Origin of the sequence: Phyllobacterium sp. A18/5-2, assembly GCF_025452215.1 — a bacterium.
In the GTDB taxonomy this organism is placed as follows: domain Bacteria; phylum Pseudomonadota; class Alphaproteobacteria; order Rhizobiales; family Rhizobiaceae; genus Phyllobacterium; species Phyllobacterium sophorae.
Genome location: NZ_CP104966.1, coordinates 2,105,799 through 2,127,996, shown reverse-complemented (window position 1 = coordinate 2,127,996; position 22,198 = coordinate 2,105,799). Strand labels below are relative to the sequence as shown.

Sequence of the window (22,198 nt, the reverse complement as noted above, 5' to 3'; positions counted from 1 at the left end):
GGACGTTCAAATCGCCTGATTGAAACGTTCCTGAATGTGATGTTTTAGATTGTCCCGAACATCGCGATAAGCATCCAGTATCTGACTGCGCCGCCCGCGCACAAGCGTTGGGTCGGGGGTGGGCCAATATTCCACATGTACGGAAGTCGTTCGGGTCAACTCCAGTGCCATATGGTGCGCTTTGGGTGACAATGTAATGATCAGATCAAAATAATGGTCTTCCAGCTCCTCGAATGTCTTGGGATGAGTCGAGATCCGTTTCAACCCGACCTCTGCAAGGACCTCGTCGACAAAGTGATCCGGCTCACCTTTTTCTACGCCTGCCGACGCAATATAGACCGTTGATGGCAACAGGCCGCGTGCCAGTGTCTCTGCGATCGGCGAACGGATCGAATTCATGCCGCAGATGAACAATACCGCGCCCGGCGTTGCCGCTTTGGCAGGCTCCAGGTCGTCCGGCAGTTTGTCCGGCTCGGCTGGCATATGTTCGCCTACCCCCGCCAATGCAGCACACATACCAAAGTGAAAAGCCGGCGCGCAGTGTCGAAATCCAGCTCGATTTTGCCGCTGAGCCTGTCCATCAATGCCTGCGACCCTTCATTGTGCAAACCCCTGCGGCCCATGTCGATGGCTTCGATCTTGCTCGGGCTGGAGGAGCGGATAGCATCGTAATAGCTTTCGCAGATCATGAAGTAGTCTTTCACAACCTTGCGCAGGGGCGTGAGCGATAAGATATGGGTGACGACGTCGTCGCCATTTTCGCGGGTGATGGCAAAAATCAGCCGCGATTCAATAAGGGAAATCTTGAGACGATAAGGTCCCGCGCCCTCATCATTCACAGGGCGAAAACTGTTCTCCTCAATCAGATCGAAGATGGCAACGGCGCGCTCATGCTCCACGTCAGGCGTGGAACGGCCGATGGTCTCGTCGAGTTCCACATCTATCAGCCGTGCATCGGTTTCGCCCGTTGCTGTCATTATCTTCCTATAGGTTCAACCGAATCGCGACCGAATTGCCATGCGCATCCAGTCCTTCGGCGCGAGCCAATTCAATGGCCGCCGGACCCAAAGCGCGCAGCTGCTCCACGCCCAGCTTCAGGATGGAGGTTCGCTTGACATAGTCAAGCACCGAGAGACCGGAGGAGAACCGTGCTGATCGCGCGGTGGGCAATACATGGTTTGAGCCGCCTACATAATCGCCGATCACCTCGGGCGTATAACGTCCAAGGAAGATCGCTCCGGCATTGCGCACGCCGGCCAAGAACCGTTCCGGATCAGCCGCAGCGATTTCCAGATGCTCGGCCGCAATGCGATTGACCAGCGGCAGGGAGGCTTCCAGGTCCTGCACCAGAATCACTGCGCCATAATCACGCCAGCTGGCGCTCGCAGTTTCTGTTCGCGGCAGTGTTTGCAGCTGACGCTCTACCGCAGCGATCACTGCATTGCCAAACGCTTCATCGTCGGTAATCAGGATCGATTGCGCCGCTGTGTCATGTTCGGCCTGCGCCAGAAGATCGGCGGCAATCCAGTCCGGATCGTTGTCGCTGTCGGCCATGATCAACACTTCCGAAGGACCCGCGATCATGTCTATGCCGACCGTGCCGAACACGCGGCGCTTGGCAGCTGCCACATAGGCATTGCCGGGGCCGACGATCTTGGCGACGGGAGCAATAGTCCCGGTGCCATAGGCCAGCGCAGCAATGGCCTGCGCGCCGCCGACGCGGTAGATCTCGGAGACGCCTGCCAGACGCGCTGCAACCAGAACGAGTGGATTAAGCTTGCCGTCAGGTGACGGAACCACCATGACGACGCGCTCGACACCGGCAACTTGCGCGGGAACCGCATTCATGAGAACCGAGCTTGGATAGCTCGCCGTGCCACCAGGCACGTAAAGCCCGACGGACTCGATCGCGGTCCAACGCGAGCCAAGCTCGACGCCCAGCGGATCCGTGTAGCGATCGTCCTGGGGCATTTGCCGTAAATGATGCGAATGAATACGATCGCGAGCCAGTTTCAGTGCCTCGACCGTCGCCACCGGGGCGGAAGCCACCGCCGCATCGATCTCCGCGGAGGTAATCGCAATGCCATGCTGGGCGAGATCGATCCGGTCGAAACGCTGCGAATAGTCGATCAGGGCCGCATCGCCCTCAGTGCGAACCCGGTGGATGATCTCGGCAACGGCGCGGTCAACGTCCTCCGACACCTCGCGCTTCGTGGCGAGGAATGCGGAAAACCGGGTTTCAAAATCAGGCTCGGACTGTCTCAGCACAATCGCCACGTCAAATCCTCCTCAGGCTTCATGCTCTGGTTTGAATGACGTTTCCCAAGCAGGTCCAAGATCGGTCAGCTGCGCCTCGATAGCCTCGACTTCCAGCCGCAACGCCTTGCCCGCCGCAAAGGTCAGCTCGACAACACCCGATGGCGCATCCTCAACGATGAAGTGGATCGCCAGCAGCGAGAGGATATCGTCCTTGTGCCGCCGGTCGATTCCAGTGGCCTTGACGCTGCCGACGCGGTCGAAAAGCAGCGCCGTGCGGCGGCGCTCGAAACTGCGGCGGCGCTTGCCGTCAGCTGCCTGTTCCCACACGAAGCGGTTGACACCAAGAACGAGCTTTTTCTCGGGTGCCAGAAACTCGATATCGCCCACCTTCAGCACAGAATCCTGGAGATGTGCAGAAAGAATTTGCAGATCTTCTTCATCAAGTGCGATGAGTTTCAGAGTGTCCATGTCTACCCTTTTGCAATACTTATCAGGATCGTCGTGCCCAACGGTCACCACGCTCCCTTCCCTGTTAGAGGAAAGTGCAGACAAATGGAATTATGCATTGGGCATAATATTCGCCCTTGGTGAAAAACCCAGGATCAGTCGCTGATGCGTTCGACGACCGCACCGCAACGCGTCAGCTTTTCCTCGAGACGTTCAAAACCGCGGTCGAGATGATAGACGCGGTTGACCACGGTTTCGCCCTCGGCGGCAAGACCGGCAATGACCAGTGAGACCGAAGCCCGCAGGTCCGTTGCCATCACGGGCGCGCCCTTCAGCCGTTCGACGCCCTCGATCTTCGCAGTTTGACCCGAAAGGGAAATCTTGGCGCCCAGCCGCGCCAGCTCCTGCACGTGCATGAATCGATTTTCGAAGATCGTCTCCGTGATGTGCGATGTGCCTTTCGCCTTGGTCATCAGACCCATGAACTGCGCCTGAAGGTCAGTGGGAAAGCCGGGAAATGGCTGTGTGGTCACATCGACCGGCATGATGCCGTGGCCATTGCGAACAACGCGCAGGCCGGAATTGGTTTCGGATATTTCGGCGCCGGCCTGGCCGAGCGTCGTCAATGCAGCGCTTAGAAGATTGGCATCGGCACCTTCGAGAATAACATCGCCGCCGGTCATAGCGACGGCCATGGCATAGGTCCCGGTCTCGATGCGATCCGGAATGACGCGAACGCGGGCGCCGGAAAGACTCGTGACACCTTCGATCGTGATCGTTGGCGTACCAGCACCGCGAACCTTCGCACCCATGGCATTGAGGCAGTCGGCCAGATTGACGACTTCCGGTTCCTGGGCGGCGTTCTCGATGACAGTTTCGCCCTTGGCCAGTGTCGCAGCCATCATTAGTACGTGGGTCGCACCGACCGAAACTTTCGGGAAGACATAGCGGGCCCCAACGAGGCCGCCCTTGGCGCTCGCCTTGACATAGCCATTCTCGATCTCGATCTCGGCGCCAAGCGCACGCATACCGTCAATGAAGAGATCGACCGGACGCGTACCGATCGCACAGCCTCCCGGCAGCGATACCGTAGCAACGCCCATGCGCGCCAGAAGCGGGCCGATGACCCAGAAGCTTGCACGCATCTTGGAGACCAGCTCATAGGGCGCGGTCGTATCGACGATATTGCGTGCGGTGAAATGGATCGTACGCGAATAGGCGCCGTCCTGACGTTCGCGGCGGCCGTTGACGGAATAATCGACGCCATGGTTGCCGAGAATGCGGATGAGCTGCTCGACGTCAGCCAGATGCGGCACGTTTTCCAGCGTCAGCGTATCGTCGGTCAGGAGCGACGCGATCATCAACGGCAAAGCCGCGTTCTTGGCACCCGAAATCGGGATGACGCCATTGAGCTTGTTACCGCCAACAATCTTGATGCGATCCATACTGTGTCACTTTCGCGGGAGATTCCCGTCCTGTCGTTGAGACTCTTTGCAGAGCCGGTTGCTGTAAACCATCACACGAAATGGTTCAAGGAAGGCTTATGGCCAGACCTGGGCCACTCATGGCTCCTCCTGGGAGGAACCGGAAGGTTTTTCATTTGCGGCGAAGATTCCCTCATCACGCTCGTCTGCGCTCCCTGACCGGCGTGAGCGCAACTGCTGCTTTCGCCGAGCGAGATCTCGCCCGCAATTGTTCCGAACGCCGCTTCTCGCGGTTGATTTGCTCCGAATTCGGGCTTTTCGACGACGACGTCATTGGTTGTCTCTCAAATCCTGAGAAAATTCTGTGCCGTTTCAGCCGTCAAACCTGACGTTTTTGGGCGATGCACATATTTTGCCCCACAGATTACGAATGCTTGCTTGCGATTTCGGTAATGATATGGCAGAAGTCCGCCGCGTTCGCAAATCGGCTGCGGTAGCTCAGTGGTAGAGCACTCCATTGGTAATGGAGAGGTCGAGAGTTCAATCCTCTCTCGCAGCACCAGCGAAATCCCGTTGAAAATTCGATCTTGTGGCACTGAAGGCAGCGTAGCCGAACGGTCTTGCTGCCTATCAATTGCGCAAATGGAAACAGCGGCCCGAAGGCCGCTGTTGACAGACCAGACCGCCGATGAGTGGCGGCACATTTTTTCGTGTTTATTGACGTGCATCCAGCAATGCATTGACCCGATCGATCTGCGCGTCGGTCAGGGTGCGGCCAAAATCCTCCTCCAACTGAGCGACCGCATCATCAAGTGCCTGTTCCTGAAGTACGGGATCGGTCAGCGCCAACGCATCCTCCCGGGCGCGCTCATAGGTCGCGATCTTGCCGACGGACGAGTTTGGTGAGGCCCGTTCTCTTGCGCGTGCCGACGCGTGGGCAGCATTGAGCGGACCCAGGGTATTTTCGTCATCCACGTTTATCGAAGCTTTTTGAACTTTGGTCTTGTCGTGCTGGATTCTGGATTTTTCGTGCGCGCTGGCAGATTTTCCTCGGTCGGACGACTTGCCGTGGTTGCCACCACCGTTGCCGTTTCCGTTTCCACCGCCATTTCCATTGCCACCACCATTTCCATTGCCACCACCGTTGCCATCCTTGGCAAAAGCCGCTCCGACCGGGCTAAAACTATCTGTGGTTGACAAAGCTGTGCCGCCTACAAACAGGCCAAGACAAGCTGCCAAGACGATACTGCGTTTAAACTGGGGCATGTTCACCTCTCCCATGAGTAATCATTTTCAATAGTAGTCGAAATCAATCGTTCGTTTAAGGCCCGAATGTGGCAACTTGGGACACTGCCGGTAACATACCATTTCGACCGGATATGCTAGGATCTTGCCTTTGCAGAGCCCCAGCGCAAGCCATCCATCAGCAGCGAGACGAGACGGCGGGAGCGGTCGCGCCAATCCGGGGTATCGGGCGCTGAATAAATGCCCGACAACGCCTGCGATATATCGGATATATCGATATCGCTGCGGATGGACCCATCGGCAATAGCGGCATCGACAAGACGCTGCAACGCCAGCGCAACCATGCCGGACGTATTGGCAAAAACTTCGGAATTCGCGTCGAACAGGATACGCAAACTGTTCGCCATGCCGCGCTTTGCGGCAATGTAATCGACGAAACGCTGCATCCATTCCGCCAGGGCAACATCCGGCGCCTCTCGTAGTGCGAGTTCCTCGGCAGCCGCACAAAGCGCCTCGACCTCGCGCCGGTAGAGGACTTCCACCAGATGTTCCCGCGTCGGAAAATGCCTGTAAAGCGTGCCGATACCGACACCAGCCTGCCGCGCTATCTCCTCCAGCGAAGCGTTGCCGCCCCGTTCGGCAAAGGCGGTCGCAGCGATCTCGACCAGCTTTTCCCGATTGCGGCTGGCATCGGCACGCAGGCGCCTGGCAGGCGGAGATGGCTTGATCTCCTTCGGCTCTGGCGGCTCCCTGGTGCCCAATATTACAACTCCAAATGCGATTAGGGCTTGAACCCGCATGGGCAAGCCGCTATGTTTCAGAAACGGAGGCACCTCCGATTAGTCTGTGACTTTCGGACTATTACCCCATTTAGGGCCAGCATGTCATGTTTTTTGCGCCTTGAACGCAACCGAACGATACCGGCCCCATTTAATTCTAATGAGCGTACTGGAGCAGGACGCCTATGACGAACGAAACCATCCTACATCTCGATGTCAACGGTCAGACGCAGACACTCACGGTCGAGCCACGTGTGACCTTGCTGGACGCGCTGCGTGATCATCTTGAATTAACCGGGACCAAGAAAGGCTGCGATCAGGGCCAATGCGGCGCCTGTACGGTGCATGTCGACGGCGAGCGGGTGCTTTCCTGCCTGACGCTCGCAGCGCAGGTAGAGGGCCGCAAGATCACCACCATCGAGGGACTTTCCGACGCGGGAGGCGACCTTCATCCGGTCCAGGAAGCCTTCCTTGAGCATGACGCCTTCCAGTGCGGCTACTGCACGCCGGGACAGATCATGTCCGCCGTCGCCTGCATCCGCGAAGGCCATGCCGGTTCCGACGATGAAATCCGCGAATATATGTCGGGCAATCTCTGCCGTTGCGGTGCCTACCCGCACATTGTCGAGGCGGTCCGCGAAGCTGCAAAGGTGATGTCATGAGAGATTTCTCCTATCTTCGCGCCAACTCGGTCGAGGAAGCACTGCGCGCCGCCGCCATGCCGGCAACCATGCTGCTGGCGGGTGGAACGACCTTACTCGACCTTGCCAAATGCGGCGTCGCCGCGCCGGAGCTGGTCGTCGATATCACCCATCTCAAGGGCCTTGATGCGATCCGCGTCGATGTGGATGGCGCGTTCATCGGCGCTCTGGCAAAGATGAGCCATGTGGCGGCCGATACTGCTATCCAAGCGCAGTATCCGGCGGTCTCGGAAGCCTTGTCGCAAGCGGCATCTGCCCAGCTCCGCAACATGGCGACGATCGGCGGCAACCTGTTGCAGCGGACGCGCTGCGCCTATTTCCGCGATCCGTCGACTTTCCCAGCCTGCAACAAGCGCAACCCCGGCAGCGGTTGCTCAGCACTTGAAGGCGTCAACCGCGGTCATGCGATCCTCGGCACCAGCGTTGCCTGCATCGCAACCTATCCGGGTGACCTTGCCGTGGCGCTCGTCGCTCTCGATGCCGTCGTTCATCTGGGCGAGCGCAAGGTCGCGGTCGATGACTTCTTCCTTCTGCCAGGGACCACGCCGCACAAGGAACATGCCATGCAGTCCGGCGAAATGATCACCGCGATCACCATCCCGGCATCGGTCGCCGCGCGGCATTCCACCTATCTCAAGGTGCGCGACCGCCAGTCCTATGAATTCGCCGCCGCAAGCGCTGCTGTCGGCATCGAAGTTCGAGCCGGACGGCGAAACCATCCGCGACATTCGTATCGGTCTTGGCGGCGCGGCAACCAAACCGTGGCGTGCCCGCGCAGTCGAAGATGCGCTTCGCGGCAAGGCACTGGAGCCGGACACGGTCAAGAGCGCCAGCCGTCTTGCTGTCGAGGGCGCCATCGCCCATGGCGGCAACCACTACAAGATCGAGCTCGCCCCGCGCGTCGTCGAACGCGCCATTCTCAAAACGGGAGCCATGGCATGACAATTATCGACACAAAGATGAAACATGGCGATGCATCGGATGGCATCCTCGGCGGCCGCCTGTCGCGCATCGATGGACCTGCCAAGATCACCGGGACTGCCGACTATGCAATGGAACATTTTCCGGAAGGCATGGCCCATGCCGTCATTATTGACAGCACCATCGCCTCCGGCCGGATCCTTGCCATCGACAGCGCAGCGGCGGAGGCATATCCGGGCGTCCTGCTTGTCCTGACACCGGATAATGCCCTACCGATCAAGACAGCCACGGACTGGACCGGAGCGCCGCCGCCCGCTGTTCCCTATGAACCGTTGGCACGCGACATCACCTTCAGTGGCCAGCATATTGCTGCTGTCATTGCCGGGACGTTCGAGCAGGCGACCGCAGCGGCAGCCCTCGTCAAGGTCACCTATGAGGAGACTACCCCGATTTCGAGCTTCGACGATCCGAGGTCCGGCGAAGGCTACCTGATCGACATGATGACCAAGGAATGGGGTGACGCCGAGGCTGCGCTTGCCACGGCGCCCGTTCGTATCGAGCAGGAATACAGGACTCCGCGTGAATACAATGTGCCGATCGAGCCACACGGGCTGATCGCCCATTGGGAGGGCGATAAGCTGACCCTTTGGGAGCCGAGTCAGTGGATCGATGGCATGTCCCGCACCTATGCGGAATGGTTCGGCATACCGTTCGAGAATGTGCGCATGCTGTCGCCCTATATCGGCGGCGGTTTCGGTTCGAAGGCGCTGCCCACCCGCTATGGCGCAGTTGCCGCCATCGCTGCGAAGATGCTCGACCGCCCCGTCAAGCTTGCGATCACGCGGCCGCAGACCTTTACCGCCTTCGGCGGGCGGCCGGCGACACGGCAGACCATCGCACTTGGCGCTACCCGCGAGGGCAAATTGCTGTCGATCCGGCATCGCGGTGCCAACGAGACTTCCATGGACGATGTCGCGGTCGAACCACTCGGCTCCGTAATATCGATCATGTATGCGACGCCGAATTTCTCCTCGCGCCAGAACATCGTGCCGGTGAACACGGTAAAACCCGGTGCGCTGCGTGCGCCTGGTGAAAACCCGAGCGCGTTCGGCATCGAATGCGCGATCGACGAACTTGCCTACGAGGTCGGCATCGATCCGCTCGATATCCGCCTGCTCAACTATGCCGAGGAGGACCCGAGCGCCAACAAGCCCTGGTCGACCCGCCGGCTGCGCGAAGCCTATGCGGCGGGTGCGGAAGCCTTCGGTTGGGCGAAGCGCAACCCGCGCGTCCGGTCAATGCGCGAGGGCAAGCAGCTGATCGGCTACGGCGTTGCCGCGGGCACCTATCCCGTTCGCCGCACGCCGGGTGAGGCCATGGTCCGCATCTTGAGCAACGGCACGATCGAAGTCGCCAGCAGCGGGATCGACATGGGTCAAGGAACCTATACGATCCTCGCCCAGACGGCGGCCGAGGCGATCGGCGTTCCGGTCGAGACCGTCGTGGTCAAGCTCGGCGATCTCGTCGCTTCCGCGCGCGCCTGTCGCCGGTGGTTCGCAACTTGCGAATCTCATGACCGGCGCCGTGCACAAGGCAGCGCATGCCGCCCGCGACGAACTGATCGGCCTTGCCATCAATGATCCGAACTCGCCGTTCCGCGACCTGCAGGCCAATACGCTGACCATCGAGGCAGGGCAAATCTTGTCGCCGCGCGATGCGGGTTCCAGTGTCTCCATTGCCGAAGTCATGCGCCGCACCGGCCGCGAGCGTATCGAGGCACTGCGCAATACGCTGCCGGAAGAGCACCAGAACGACAAAGATCATTTCCGTAACTTCACGACGATCTCGACAATGAAATCACCGACCGAAGGCGACTATTCGCTTCACAGCTGGTGCGTGCATTTCGTTGAGGTGCGTGTCGACGTGGATTTCGGCACGGTTCGCGTCTCTCGCATGGTGTCCGCATTGGATTCGGGCCGCCTCTACAATCCGAAGCTCGCCGAGAGCCAGTGGAAGGGCGGTATCATCATGGGCATCGGCCAGGCGCTGCTCGAAGAAGGCATTGTCGATCCCCGCCATGGCCGCGTGATGAATAACAATCTCGGCGACTATCTCATACCGACGAATGCCGACATTCCCGATCTCCAGGTCATCTCGGTCGGTATTCCGGATACCCATGCCTCGGTGCTCGGCGGCAAGGCGGTGGGTGAGCTTGCCATTGTCGGCGTCGCGCCCGCGATTGCCAACGCGGTCTACCACGCCACGGGGGTGCGGGTACGGGAACTGCCGGTTACCCTGGAGAAATTGATCTAGATCAATCAGAAGGGGCCGGTCTTCGACCGGCCTCCTTTGAATCATCCGAATCTTTCCAGTTCCTGTTTGAACCGTTCAACCAGCCACGTGCCCGCCGGCCCCAGGGGGCTATCGACGGGATAAATGGCCAGTAGCGGATAGGCAGTTTCCGGATAGGGCTCGAGGTCGAGAAGCACGAGCCGTCCTTCGGCAAGATCGTCCTTCACCATCCATTTTGGCAGGCCGCCCCAGCCCAAACTGGCCAATATCAGGTCATGTTTGGTGCTGACATCTGTCAGTCGCCAGGTCTTGTAGGCAAAAACGCCAAAATCCCGTCCTTTGGTCTGTTCGCTTAGGTCGGTGATCACAAGCTGAATATGATCGCGGATAAAGGATAGTGGTACAGGACCTTCATGGAGAGCCAGCGGATGATCGGGCGCCGCCACGGGCGTCATGGCTGTTTGGCCAACCTGTTGCAGGACGAGTTCGTCTTGCACCTGCATCGGCGGACCGCCAATGCCAAAATCTGCCTGCTTCTTGAGAACGAGGTCCCAGACCATTCCGAGCGCACCGACATGAACGCGCAGGCTGACCGTCGGAAACTGTACCTGGAACGCCTTGAGGACACAGGTCAGGACCGGAGATGGCAACGAGACATCGACGGCGACGGCCACCTCAGCCTCCAACCCATGTTTTAGCCCCTCCGCCCTGGATCGCAGACTCTGCAAGACGGAAACCATGCGCCGCGCGTCCTCCAGCATGGCGGTTCCCGCCTCGGTCAGGCGCGGTTCACGCGTTCCACCACGCTCAAAAAGTTGCAACTCAAGCTGCGCCTCCAGATTGGCGATCGTATAGCTCACCACCGATTGCGAACGATTGAGCCGCCGTGCCGCGGCCGAGAAGCTTCCCGTCTCCGCCACAGCAACAAAGACCTGGAGTTGATCCAGGGTGGGGTTTGGTTGCACCGCCTTACCTATCTACTAATTAGATGGATTGGATCGATATTTTCCCAGTTTTCTAAATGGATGTCGAGAACCAAATTACAGCCATCGGATTGTTCTTCCCAGAGACAACTTAACTGAAGGAACTTAGGCTATGTCTTCCATACTTCTCGTAACATCCAGTCCCCGTGGTGCTGCATCCCATTCGACGCGCGTCGCAACCGAACTTGCACAGAAGCTGCAGGCCAAGACGCCTGGCGCCAAGATTGTCACCCGCGACCTTGCGAATAACCCGCTTCCGCATATCGATGCCGATTATACTTCCGGTATCTATACACCGGCCGAGTCGCGCTCCGCTCAGCAGCAGAGCGTGGTCGGCGTATCGGATGCGATTGTCGATGAGCTATTTGCAGCCGACGCAGTTGTCATTGCGACCGGCCTTATCAACTTCAACATTTCCTCGACGTTGAAATCCTGGATCGACCACATCGCGCGTGCCGGCAAGACGTTCAGCTATGGCGCCGATGGCCCGAAGGGTCTGGTGACCGGCAAGAAGGTATATGTGGTAATTGCCTCCGGCGGCGTTTATTCGAGTGGCCCTGCTGCCTCGTTCGATCATGCCACGCCGTACCTCAAAGCGACTCTCGGTTTCCTTGGCATGACCGACGTTGAAGTTGTCCGCATCGAAGGTGTTGCGATGGGCCCTGAAGCAGAAGCAAAGGCTATTTCTTCTGCTCTTGATTATACAAGCGACCTGGCGCTTGCCGCCTAAGGGTTAGCGCTGGTCGTGAAAGAGGCGGGTTTTTCGACCCGCCTCTTTCATCGCTATTCAGTAAAAACTCAGTTTCAATATTAGCCGCGACGGGCGCGCTCGGCATCATCGAGTCGCTTCAATTGATCAAGAAGACTTTCAGGGACTGTATCTTCGATCTTATAAATGCCTGCCGCGCGTATCGCCGATCTGTAAGACGATTGGGAGATCTGTCGCCTCAGGATCCGTGAGAGTTGTTTTTCGTAGGTACGGTCGTTACCGTCCATCGCATAAGCTCCAACTTTGCTTCGTAGACTAAACCCATCCCTACGAAGAAGGTTCCCCTTTTCTAGACTTGAAGCTTTTGTGACAATGTGGCTCTCCGACGCACCCGCTATTTATTCACAAAGGATCAGCTTTTCGTATTGCGATGCTGCAGTGCTTTTTCCCATTTGAGGGCTGACTCGACGATTGTGTCGAGATCATCCAGTTTGGGTTCCCAGCCCAGATTGGCACGCGCCTTGTTGCTGTCGGCCACAACCGAGGCTGCATCGCCTGGGCGGCGTACGGTCAGGCGCGCATCGATTGGTGATCCATGCACGCGTTCCACGCTTTCGATCACTTCCTTCACGGAATAGCCGCGGCCATATCCGCAATTGGCGACCATGCTGCTGCCACCAGCGCGCAGGCGCTCGAGAGCAAGGCGGTGCGCTGCTACGAGGTCGCTGACATGTATATAGTCACGCACGCATGTTCCATCGGGCGTCGGAAAGTCATGCCCAAAAATTTCCATATAAGGCCGTTTGCCAAGCGCCGTCTCGCAGGCAACCTTGATAAGGTGGGTCGCGCCTCTGGTCGACTGCCCTGTGCGCCCTTTGACATCGGCACCGGCGACATTGAAGTAGCGCAGCGCCGTGTAGTGGAAATCATGGGCGGCCGCCGTATCGCGCAGCATCCACTCGGTCATCAGCTTCGACACGCCATACGGAGATTCAGGCTGGGGCGGCACATCCTCGGTGACTGGCTTTATGCCCCCATCGCCATAGACGGCCGCAGTCGATGAAAAGATAAAATTCTTGACGTCTGATTTTACGACAGCCTCAATCAGCGACCGCGACTTCGTTGTGTTGTTTTCGTAATAGGTCAGTGGGTCCCGGACCGAATCCGGCACGACTACCGACCCGGCAAAATGGATGACCGCGTCGACATAATTGCGTTCAATGATTTGGCGAACCAGACTCTGGTCGGCGATATCACCAACCACCAGCTTCGCCTCCCGAGGCACCGCCCATTCAAACCCAGTTGATAGCCGGTCGAGGACGACAACGGATTCCCCAGCATCCAGCAGTTCCCAGACCATATGGCTGCCGATATATCCGGCACCACCGGTCACTAGCACGGTCATTGGCACAGCCCCTTGATCTCCATTTATGTTGCCCCGAAACGATCTTGCCGGATTTCATCAGGCCTGCAAAGCCGACTGTCGAGCTAACTCTATGCAACTTACGTCTAATTTTGACGAAGGTACTACAGTAGTTTCGGGCAAGGTGAGCGAAAAGTATGCCCTGGGTGATCGGTCAACTTCCGGAGCTGGCGCAAACCGTATCAACCTTGCTCGGCCAAGATTTTGGTTGCCGTCGAGCCGGTTTCGCGTTTCGCCGGAATTTCACGATTTTTGCCCAGCTTCAACATTTAGTGGTTAGAGTTTCGCCAAAGCCGTGGCAAATTGCCCATATTCTCATCATGGATTTTACCGGGCAAAAACGCTAGTAAGTTCATGATACAGGAGCAATTCATGGACTATCGTCGGTTTTTCGAAGACGCGATTGACCAGCTGCACGCTGAAAAGCGCTACCGGGTCTTTGCCAATCTGGAACGGATCGTGGGTAAATTCCCGCGTGCGATTTGGCGTACAGCGGAAGCAACACGCGAAATCACCGTCTGGTGCTCAAACGACTATCTCGGCATGGGGCAACATCCCGACGTCATCGCCGCCATGCACGATGCCTCGAGCCGCATGGGATCCGGCGCCGGTGGGACGCGCAACATTTCCGGCAATAACCATCCGCTGGTTGAGCTCGAAATCGAGCTGGCTGATCTTCACCAGAAGGAAGCCGCGCTGGTTTTCACCTCCGGGTTTGTTTCCAACGAAGCGTCGATCTCGACTATCGCCAGGCTTCTGCCGAATTGCCTCATTCTCTCCGACGAATTGAACCATGCGTCGATGATCGAAGGCGTACGCCGTTCGGGTGCGGAGAAGAAGATTTTCCGTCACAACGATCTTGCGCATCTGGAAGAGCTGCTGACCGCAGCCGGCAAAGAGCGCGCGAAGCTGATCGTGTTCAGATCGATCTATTCGATGGATGGCGATATAGCTCCGGTTGCAGCCATTGCCGAGCTTGCCGAAAAATACAATGCCATGACCTACATCGACGAAGTCCATGCGGTCGGCATGTATGGAAATCGCGGCGGCGGCATCACTGATCGCGAAGGTCTGTCGGACCGCATCGATGTTATCGAAGGCACACTCGCCAAAGCATTCGGAACGCTCGGTGGCTACATTGCCGGACCGAAAACGGTGATTGATGCTGTTCGTTCCTATGCTCCCGGCTTTATTTTCACGACCGCCCTTCCGCCCGTTATTGCTGCAGCTGCGACTCAGTCGATACGGCACCTCAAAGTGTCGCAGGAAGAGCGCCGGATGCATCAATGTCAGGCACAGCTTACCAAAGACGTGCTGGCGCAAGCCAATTTGCCAGTGATGAAGTCAGATACCCACATCGTTCCAATCCATGTGGGGGATCCTGAATTGTGCAAGAAGGCTAGCGACCGCCTCCTCGAGCTTCATGGTATCTACATTCAGCCAATCAACTATCCGACCGTACCACGCGGCACGGAACGTCTGCGTGTAACACCGACACCGTTCCATTCGAATGAACTCGTGATCGAGCTGAAGGATGCTTTGGTTGAGGTCTGGACGGCACTTGGCATACCGTTTTCAAAGGACAGTGCTCCGGCAATCGAGACCAGCGAACGGGTAGTGACGCTGGCCGTATCAAAGGCAGGCGGCTAGAAAATTTTCTCCTTTTACCTGCGAACTTACAACCGGCGCTCCTTCCGAGACGCCGGTTTTAGTTTTTCGCGTTGTCATCGCGTAACCAGCGCGCAAGAAATGGCACGGCGAATGCTATCATCAGGAAGCGCACGACATGATGCGAAGCGACGTAGGATGGGTCGACACCAAGCGAAAATGCAATCACCGTAAGGGCCTCCAGCGCGCCGGGGGCAAAGGCAAGCGCGATTTGCGCGGGATGAATATCGAGCCAATACCAGACCATGAAGGCCGCCAAAAGGGACGCAACCGTCCCTACCACAAAGGCACACAGAGCCGCTGGCAGATAGCGTAACAGCTGGGTTCTGTGCTCCGCGCCGACGCGTGAGCCGATCAGCACACCCAGAACGATCAAGCCGATATCCGCAATCGAGCGCGGAACGACCGCCGTGACGATGGACATGCCGTGCAAGAGGGCGCTGGCCACGAGAGCGCCAAGCATCATGCCGCCCGGCACGCGGCTGAAGTGCCCCAGGATCGCACCACCAAGACCGCAAGCGAGCAAGATCAAAGCTTCCTGCACGGTCCAATCGTAATTCAACTCCACGACCATATGCGGTGCATTTCTGGCGATGATTGCGAGAAGTGGTGCCAGAAAACCGATAAGCAGCAATAGCCGGACGCATTGGATCACGGTGATCTTGACCATATTCGCCTTGGTCCCCATCGCCGCGATCAGAACAAAGGACAGCGCGCCCGGCAGCGATGAAAACAGTGCTGTTGGACCATCCCACCCAAAACCCTTGCGCAGCATGAAATAGGTTAGCCCTGTAACGAGGACCAACGCGACGAACAGCATCATGAAGCTGACGGGCCACGAGACCATCTGATCGATGGTACCCGGAGAAACGCCTGAACCGGCCTGAATACCCAGTGTGAAGAATACAAAGACCCTTAGCCAGTCCGGCAAGTGGATACGAACTCCAGACAGGGATGCTGTCGTTACGGCAATCGTCGAGCCGAGCAGAAAGGGTATAGGCAGACCGATCTGCCTGGCGACCAATGCGCCGGCAGCTGAAATTAACAATGAAAGGATAGCGGCCCGGGTGTTATCGAGATGCGGGAAATTTGACGTCAACGTTTACTGATCCAGTCTGCGAGGCGATCTGCTGCCTCCTCGACCTGATCTAACCGTCTGGCAAAGCATAGCCGCAGGAAGGCCGCGCCACCATCTCCAAATGCGGTGCCGGGCGCAAGACCAACTTTGGCTTCATCGACAATATCGAAAGCCGCACGGTAGGAATCCGTGATGCCTTCAATACCGAACAACAAATAGAATGCGCCGGCCGGTGGAGAGAGGCGCACCCTGCCCGTCGCAGCGAGTTTCGCGCAGAGAATGTCACGCGCCTTATGGGCCCGTTCCACTTGCATGCGAATGAAATCATCACCTTGTTCAAGTGCGGCTACCGCGCCGCGCTGCATGAACTGCGCAACACCGGAGGTTGAATACTGGATGAGATTTTCCATCGTTTTGCCGAGCGACGGATGCACGGTCATCCAGCCGACACGCCAGCCTGTCATCGCCCAGTTCTTCGAAAAGCTGTTGACGAAGATTATGCGCTCATCCGGATCCATGATGTCAAGGAAGGATGGGGCGCGGCGCGCGCCATAGCAAAAATGGGCATAGATTTCATCGGCGATGATCCACAGCCCATGGTGACGGGCGATGGCAAGGATTTCCTTGAGTGTATCGATATCGGCGGTCCAGCCCGACGGATTTGACGGCGTGTTGATGAACAATGCTTTCGTTCTTGGCGTGATGGCATCGCGTATCTTTTGCGGATCGAGACCCCAGCCATTACCGGTGAAATCCTGTATGACGGGAATTGGCGTCGCGCCTGCAATACCGGCGGCGGCGGCAAAGTTGGGCCAGGCGGGCGAGAGATAGACAACCTCATCACCGGCGCCTGCCGTTGCCTGGATAGCCAGCTGAATCGCCTGCATACCTGAACCGGTGACATAGAAATGCTCCACAGGCAGGTCCGCACCGAAATGCCGCTTGTAATAATTGGCGAGGGCCTGCCGTAATTCCGGGATGCCTGCTTGCCAAGTGTAGAAGGTCTCGCCATTGGCAAGCCCGTTGCTCGCGGCCTCACGGATAAAATCGGGTGTCGGCAGATCACCCTCACCTGCCCAAAGAGGAATAACCCCTTCTTGCCGGCGGCCATGATTCATTACGGCAACGATGCCGCTTTCCGGCGCAACGGCAGCTTCGTGACGCAAATGCTGAACAAGACCCATTCGATTTTCTCCGCTCACTTTCTGGCAGACCTATCGCAACCGGTTCTGTTTGGCACGCGTATAATTGTGATGTTTCCATCATTGGGAATGATGATCTGCTGACAGACGCTGACATTACAGACCAAAACCCCGGCACAGGGCCGGGGTCCAAATACAGTGCGATATCTGCCCTTAGCGCTTGGCGAGCAAATCGCGGATTTCCGTGAGCAGAATCTCTTCTTTCTTCGGAGCAGGATCGGCCGCTGCTTCCTTCTTTTTGAAACGATTCATTGCCTTGACCACTATGAACAGAACCCATGCGATAATCAGGAAGTTGATGAGAAGAGTAATGAAGTTGCCATAAGCGATCGTAGCGCCAGCTTCCCGGGCGGCAGCCAAAGTGGGAGCGGGCGCGCCCGAAAGCTGGAAATACAGATTGGAAAAATCAATGCCGCCCGTCATCAGGCCAATGATGGGCATGAAGAGATCAGCCACAATCGACTCAACCAGTCTGCCAAAAGCACCACCGATGATCACACCTATGGCGAGATCAACCATGTTTCCCTTCAAGGCAAATTCTTTGAATTCCTTCAGCATGATATACCACTCTCCAGTATTGTGTGTTAATGCAAATTATTGTCCTCGGTGATGCTATCCCAAGCACGGCCGGACATTAGCAGAAGATTTGAGAATATTAACTTAAAGTTTGATTGCTCTACGGGATTTGAGGGTTGCTTTGGCGTATATTTTGTAACGCCAATGACGGGAAGTCTACTCGGACCGAAGCGGTTACGCTTACTGACGGAAGGTTGAGGCCCATGACGGGCTGGGCTGGCATCTTAATCGCACTCTTGTATTTTTTGTTGCAGTACTCGGCGATCAAAACAGCTGATCGTCAGACTGAAACCAAGAGCAATCTATCACGTCCGTTCCTTTATTCGTTGAGCGTCGCCGCGAGCGGCAGCACTTGGTTGTATTACGGCTCCACCGGCTATGCCGCAAAATATGGCGTTGAATTTATCGGCCTCTATATCGGAATCGTATTGGTCTTTACGCTCGGCTTCCCGCTCCTGCTGAGGATTGTCGAACTGGCGAGATCAGAGGGTATTGCGTCGATCTCCGATTTTATCGGAGCACGATACGGAAAGAGCTTTTCGGTCGCGGCGATCGTTACATTGATCACAACGATCGGCCTCATTCCATACATTTCGCTGCAGATGACGGCGATTCACTACCTGTTTGACGTTTTTGGGGGCGTTTACGATCCACACCGTCACAACGATGAAATGGATGAGCATCTGCTGGTGTTGCTGATGGTCCTTGGTATTGGCTATTTCACAATTACCCATAGCACGCGCTCGACCGATCTCACGGACCGCAATGACGGGCTTCTTCACGCGCTTGCGGTTGATACTGTAATAAAATTCGTCGCGTTCCTGTTCATTGGAATTGCCGTGACCACTTTTCTCTTCGGTCCGCCCGCCGAAGTCCTGCACCGGGTTGCCAGCTCTGAAGCAGCTCTTCCCGTGCCTCAAATGAATGTGTCAGCAGGTAACCTGATCGCATTGGTTCTCATCGGAGCCTCGTCGGTTCTGCTACTGCCGAGCCAATTTTATCTGACTGTCGTGGAAAACCGAAGCGCCAAAGAGCTCCGCACGGCTCGGTGGTTTATCCCCCTGACTCTTTTGCTTGCGGGCTTATTCGTTGTCCCGCTCGCAAGGATTGGTCCAGCCATCCTCGGGGAGCACGCATCGGCCGATTTCTATTTTCTTTCCCTGCCACTCCACGCGGGACAATATTGGCTTGCGGTCATGGCGTTTGCGGGTGGATTGTCAGCGGCAACCACCATGGTTATTTTCCCGTCGATTGTCCTGTCGGTCATGATTTCAAATGATCTTCTTCTGCCTGTTTTGCTCAAGCGGGCTTCGCGAGTCTCGCCAAATCAAACAACCAATTTTGCCAGAACCATCCCCAAACTGAGGCGGGCCGCCGTCCTCGGAATTCTGCTGGTAGCTCTTGCCTATCAGTTTACCATCATCGGGCATGTCGATTTCACAGGACTGGCGTTGGTATCAGCCATTGCGATGATGCAGCTTCTACCGCCGTTTCTGGGGGCATTGTTCTGGCGGCGAGGCACTGCGCGCGGCGCGATATGGGGGATGCTGGGAGGCTTCTGCTTTTGGGTCTATACAATGATATTGCCGACCATGCTCGACACGACGTCATTTCTGCTGACGGATGGACCGTTTGGATTGTCGGTGTTCCGTCCGCAGGCGTTGTTTGGTTTGGACGCCAGCACCTACGTCAACGGTCTGATATGGAGCTTGTCCGCCAATCTGACATTGTTTGTGATCGGGTCGCTCTCTAAAAGTGCAACCCCACTCGAGCGCATCCAGGCATCCGCTTTCATTGCGGAGAACACCCACTCCTTGAGTGCGATCGGTAGTCTCCAACCCAGCGTTACAGTCGATCAACTTAAAACGACAATATCGAAATATATCGGCGGCGAGCAAACCGATAACGCGTTCGCAGCCTTTCACAGGGATGAAAACATATCACTCGAAGGCGCGGACCCGGCCGATTTCAAAACCGTTCATTTTTCCGAACAATTGCTATCGGGAATTGTCGGCTCGCCATCGGCCCGCATGATCCTCTCGCTGGCCATGGGACCGACCGGCATAGCGCAACGGCGGGCGCAGGTACTGCTTGATCATGCAACCGGCGCGCTGGCGCAGAACCGGCACCTTCTGCAGATCGCGCTGGACCAAATGGATCAAGGCATCAGCGTGTTCGACCCGCAGTTCCGGCTCAGTTGCTGGAATACCCAATTCAGGCTTATCCTTGATCTTCCCAAGGAACTGCAGCGGATGGGTACGCCACTCCGTTCGATCGTTTATTGCCTTTTTGAGCGCGGTGACCTTGCTGGTTTTACCAGTCAAACCTTCGTCGAAAAGATTCACCGGCTTTGCAGCACCATGGCGAGATCAAGCTCAAGAACACCGGTCAAACGATTGAAATCCGTTCGAACTCCATGCCTGACGGTGGTCTGGTAACCACCTTTACCGACGTGACCAGCGTTGTGAATGCAGACAGGCTGCTGCGTCAGACAAACGAGTCCCTGGAACTACGGGTGCGCGACCGCACGAAAGAACTTACCCGCGCAAACCAGCAGCTGGCCAACGCACAGCGCAGCGCCGAAGAAGCCAATATCGGCAAGACCCGGTTTCTGGCTGATGCCGGGCACGACATTCTTCAACCATTGAATGCTGCGCGGCTTTACGCTTCCTCGCTGATGGAGCGGCTAGGAAATTCCAGTGAGAAGGAGCTTGTCAATAATGTCGACACGTCACTCGAGGCGGTCGAGTCGATCATCAACGCATTGCTCGATATCTCGCGCCTGGATACGGGTGCGCTGAAGCCCGTCATTTCCGTCTTTTGTCTCGATACGCTGCTGCAGCAGATAGCGCGGGATTTTTCACCGGCCGCGCGTGAAAAGGGCCTGAAACTACGTGTTGTCTCAAGTTCCGCGGTGGTCGTGACCGACCGCAATCTTCTCCGAAGATTGATCCAGAACCTGGTATCCAACGCCATCAAGTACAGCCGGTCTGGATCTGTGCTCGTTGGCGTGCGCAGGCAAGGTGCGACGGTCAAATTTCAGGTTTTCGACACAGGTATCGGCATCCCGACATCCAAACTGGAGTATATATTTCGCGAGTTTGCCCGTCTCTCGGATGGAATGCGGGAATCCGACGGGCTCGGCCTTGGTCTCTCCATCGTTGAACGCATCGCGAAAGTTCTTGACCTCGCTATCGTCGTTCAGTCAACGGTCGGAATGGGATCGGTGTTTTCCGTTACACTGCCGGCTTCGAAGCTCCCATCTCCGCCCGCCAATCAAGAGCTAATGATGCTCAGGCCGCCGGGCGCGCTGACCGGGCTTCTGGTATTGTGTATCGACGACAACGCGCAATCCCTGGCCGGCATGCGGGAATTGTTGACAACATGGGGCTGCAACGTTCTGTCAATGAACGGTGGTAACGCCTTGCGCGCATACTGTCTGGAGCATGGCGCCGCCCCCGATGTAGTCCTTGCCGATTACAATCTTGAAGAGGAAAACGGACTTGAGCTCGTCAGATTTGTCCGGGAGCATTTCGCGCGTGAAATCCCGGCCGCGTTGATCACAGCCGACCGTTCTGATCCATTGCGCGAGCGCGCAACCGCACAAGATGTATCAATCATCAACAAACCTGTCCGCCCGGCAGTTCTGCGCGCACTCCTCTCCCATTTTCGGCAGACTTATACGGTCGAATGAAGTCAGTAATTCAGGCTGCGGGAGGCTCGGCCGGGACAACATCCTCTTTGAACCGCGCGAGCCGGATGACCGCTTGGGTACGGCTTTCAACCCCGAGTTTATACAATACGGCGGAAACGTGCGCCTTGATCGTCGCTTCGGAAACGTTAAGCTCGTGCGCGATCTGCTTGTTCAGCATGCCGTCGGCCATCATGGCAAGTACGCGACCTTGCTGCGGTGTCAATTTGCGCATGCATCGAGATCAGTTCCACTATTTCCGGATCGAGTTCACCCTCCTCGCCGCCTGTCAAAGGTGACCAGATCTCTCCATCGAGAATGGCTCTGACCGCATCATTGATCAATTCGGGACTCGAGGATTTGGATATGAATCCCGATGCGCCGAGCGTCAGTGCAGCGCGCACAGTCAAAGGATCGTCCGTCGCCGAGACGATGGCAATAGGCACTGTTGGCTGGAGTGCGCGCAAACTAACGAGGCCGGTCAGACCGCCGATGCCGTTCAAGGCAAGATCAAGAAGCACAAGGTCAATATCGCTCGAGGTTTGAAGGAGAACCTTCGCGCTTTCGAGGTCACCGGTTTCGACAATATCAACATCGTCTTTCGATGACGAAAGCGCCAACTTCAGCGCTCCGCGAAACAAGGGATGGTCATCGACAATAACAAATCTATATTTCATTATCTTAAAGTCCTTATTGCTGAAATTGCAGCAGTCGTAATCCAAAAGCTCTAATGCTAACGACTAAATCCAATTCGACTGATATATCAAGAACAATTTGGTGCACGTCAAAGCTTCAAACGA

The 22,198-nt window shown here is 56.9% G+C and carries 18 protein-coding genes, 1 tRNA gene and 3 pseudogenes; 9 read left to right on the top strand and 13 right to left on the bottom strand.

Annotation, left to right across the window (positions count from 1 at the left end):
* Window positions 1-6 precede the first annotated feature (6 nt).
* The 5 genes from N8E89_RS10575 to murA all read right to left on the bottom strand — a co-directional run bounded on the left by N8E89_RS10575 (window position 7) and on the right by murA (window position 4,151).
* Window positions 7-483, bottom strand: a complete 477-nt coding sequence (locus tag N8E89_RS10575) for an arsenate-mycothiol transferase ArsC (protein WP_245448773.1) — start codon at window positions 481-483, stop codon at window positions 7-9.
* Between the two features lie 8 nt (window positions 484-491).
* Complete coding sequence (locus N8E89_RS10570) at window positions 492-977, bottom strand: UPF0262 family protein (RefSeq protein ID WP_106664464.1); 486 nt, start codon at window positions 975-977, stop codon at window positions 492-494.
* A gap of 7 nt (window positions 978-984) precedes the next feature.
* Entirely contained in the window at window positions 985-2,277 is a 1,293-nt protein-coding gene (gene hisD / locus N8E89_RS10565) for a histidinol dehydrogenase (RefSeq protein WP_106664465.1), read from the bottom strand.
* Between the two features lie 12 nt (window positions 2,278-2,289).
* Entirely contained in the window at window positions 2,290-2,727 is a 438-nt protein-coding gene (locus N8E89_RS10560) for a DUF2948 family protein (protein ID WP_106664466.1), read from the bottom strand.
* Window positions 2,728-2,861: 134 nt separating this feature from the next.
* Entirely contained in the window at window positions 2,862-4,151 is a 1,290-nt protein-coding gene (gene murA, locus N8E89_RS10555; protein WP_106664467.1) for a UDP-N-acetylglucosamine 1-carboxyvinyltransferase, read from the bottom strand.
* Between the two features lie 466 nt (window positions 4,152-4,617).
* On the opposite strand from murA, the gene N8E89_RS10550 reads away from it, so the two are divergent.
* A tRNA-Thr gene (locus tag N8E89_RS10550) sits at window positions 4,618-4,692 on the top strand.
* Between the two features lie 152 nt (window positions 4,693-4,844).
* Here N8E89_RS10550 and N8E89_RS10545 read toward each other — a convergent pair.
* Window positions 4,845-5,396 carry a Holotricin-3 precursor gene (locus tag N8E89_RS10545; protein ID WP_146147794.1) on the bottom strand — a complete coding sequence of 184 codons (552 nt, stop codon included), beginning with the start codon at window positions 5,394-5,396 and terminating at the stop codon, window positions 4,845-4,847.
* Window positions 5,397-5,512: 116 nt separating this feature from the next.
* Window positions 5,513-6,136 carry a TetR/AcrR family transcriptional regulator gene (locus N8E89_RS10540; protein WP_245448775.1) on the bottom strand — a complete coding sequence of 208 codons (624 nt, stop codon included), beginning with the start codon at window positions 6,134-6,136 and terminating at the stop codon, window positions 5,513-5,515.
* A 203-nt stretch (window positions 6,137-6,339) separates the two neighbouring features.
* Between N8E89_RS10540 and N8E89_RS10535 the strand changes: the two genes are divergently transcribed.
* The 3 genes and pseudogenes from N8E89_RS10535 (at window position 6,340) to N8E89_RS10525 (ending at window position 10,089) form a co-directional block, all read left to right on the top strand.
* Window positions 6,340-6,816: a (2Fe-2S)-binding protein gene (locus N8E89_RS10535; protein ID WP_106664471.1), complete on the top strand. Its 477-nt coding sequence runs from the start codon at window positions 6,340-6,342 to the stop codon at window positions 6,814-6,816.
* A pseudogene (locus tag N8E89_RS10530) lies at window positions 6,813-7,797 on the top strand (FAD binding domain-containing protein). The gene N8E89_RS10535 and the pseudogene N8E89_RS10530 overlap by 4 nt, the downstream one beginning before the upstream one ends.
* Window positions 7,794-10,089 (top strand): annotated as a pseudogene (locus N8E89_RS10525) (xanthine dehydrogenase family protein molybdopterin-binding subunit). Before N8E89_RS10530 ends, N8E89_RS10525 begins: the two co-directional pseudogenes overlap by 4 nt.
* A 41-nt stretch (window positions 10,090-10,130) precedes the next feature.
* Here N8E89_RS10525 and N8E89_RS10520 read toward each other — a convergent pair.
* Complete coding sequence (locus tag N8E89_RS10520) at window positions 10,131-11,033, bottom strand: LysR family transcriptional regulator (protein ID WP_106664474.1); 903 nt, start codon at window positions 11,031-11,033, stop codon at window positions 10,131-10,133.
* Window positions 11,034-11,163: 130 nt separating this feature from the next.
* Between N8E89_RS10520 and N8E89_RS10515 the strand changes: the two genes are divergently transcribed.
* Complete coding sequence (locus tag N8E89_RS10515; protein WP_106664475.1) at window positions 11,164-11,781, top strand: FMN-dependent NADH-azoreductase; 618 nt, start codon at window positions 11,164-11,166, stop codon at window positions 11,779-11,781.
* 391 nt (window positions 11,782-12,172) lie between these two features.
* On the opposite strand, the gene galE is transcribed toward N8E89_RS10515, so the two are convergent.
* Window positions 12,173-13,165 (bottom strand): UDP-glucose 4-epimerase GalE, encoded by a 993-nt coding sequence (galE, locus tag N8E89_RS10510; RefSeq protein WP_106664477.1) that lies wholly within the window; start codon window positions 13,163-13,165, stop codon window positions 12,173-12,175.
* A 155-nt stretch (window positions 13,166-13,320) separates the two neighbouring features.
* Here galE and N8E89_RS10505 point away from each other — a divergent pair, with 155 nt between their 5' ends.
* Complete coding sequence (locus N8E89_RS10505; protein WP_146147795.1) at window positions 13,321-13,530, top strand: hypothetical protein; 210 nt, start codon at window positions 13,321-13,323, stop codon at window positions 13,528-13,530.
* Window positions 13,531-13,555: 25 nt separating this feature from the next.
* Window positions 13,556-14,833 (top strand): 5-aminolevulinate synthase, encoded by a 1,278-nt coding sequence (hemA, locus tag N8E89_RS10500; protein WP_262259843.1) that lies wholly within the window; start codon window positions 13,556-13,558, stop codon window positions 14,831-14,833.
* A 58-nt stretch (window positions 14,834-14,891) separates the two neighbouring features.
* On the opposite strand, the gene N8E89_RS10495 is transcribed toward hemA, so the two are convergent.
* From N8E89_RS10495 to mscL, 3 genes are all read right to left on the bottom strand, one after another.
* Complete coding sequence (locus N8E89_RS10495) at window positions 14,892-15,950, bottom strand: AbrB family protein (RefSeq protein WP_106664479.1); 1,059 nt, start codon at window positions 15,948-15,950, stop codon at window positions 14,892-14,894.
* Complete coding sequence (locus N8E89_RS10490; RefSeq protein ID WP_106664480.1) at window positions 15,947-17,113, bottom strand: pyridoxal phosphate-dependent aminotransferase; 1,167 nt, start codon at window positions 17,111-17,113, stop codon at window positions 15,947-15,949. Before N8E89_RS10490 ends, N8E89_RS10495 begins: the two co-directional genes overlap by 4 nt.
* A gap of 171 nt (window positions 17,114-17,284) precedes the next feature.
* Complete coding sequence (gene mscL, locus N8E89_RS10485; RefSeq protein ID WP_106664481.1) at window positions 17,285-17,689, bottom strand: large conductance mechanosensitive channel protein MscL; 405 nt, start codon at window positions 17,687-17,689, stop codon at window positions 17,285-17,287.
* A gap of 221 nt (window positions 17,690-17,910) precedes the next feature.
* On the opposite strand from mscL, the gene N8E89_RS10480 reads away from it, so the two are divergent.
* Entirely contained in the window at window positions 17,911-20,145 is a 2,235-nt protein-coding gene (locus N8E89_RS10480) for a PAS-domain containing protein (RefSeq protein ID WP_262259842.1), read from the top strand.
* Window positions 20,124-21,401, top strand: a complete 1,278-nt coding sequence (locus N8E89_RS10475; RefSeq protein ID WP_262259841.1) for an ATP-binding response regulator — start codon at window positions 20,124-20,126, stop codon at window positions 21,399-21,401. Before N8E89_RS10480 ends, N8E89_RS10475 begins: the two co-directional genes overlap by 22 nt.
* A 10-nt stretch (window positions 21,402-21,411) precedes the next feature.
* Here N8E89_RS10475 and N8E89_RS10470 read toward each other — a convergent pair.
* Window positions 21,412-22,075: pseudogene (locus N8E89_RS10470) on the bottom strand (response regulator).
* Between the last annotated feature and the right edge of the window lie 123 nt (window positions 22,076-22,198).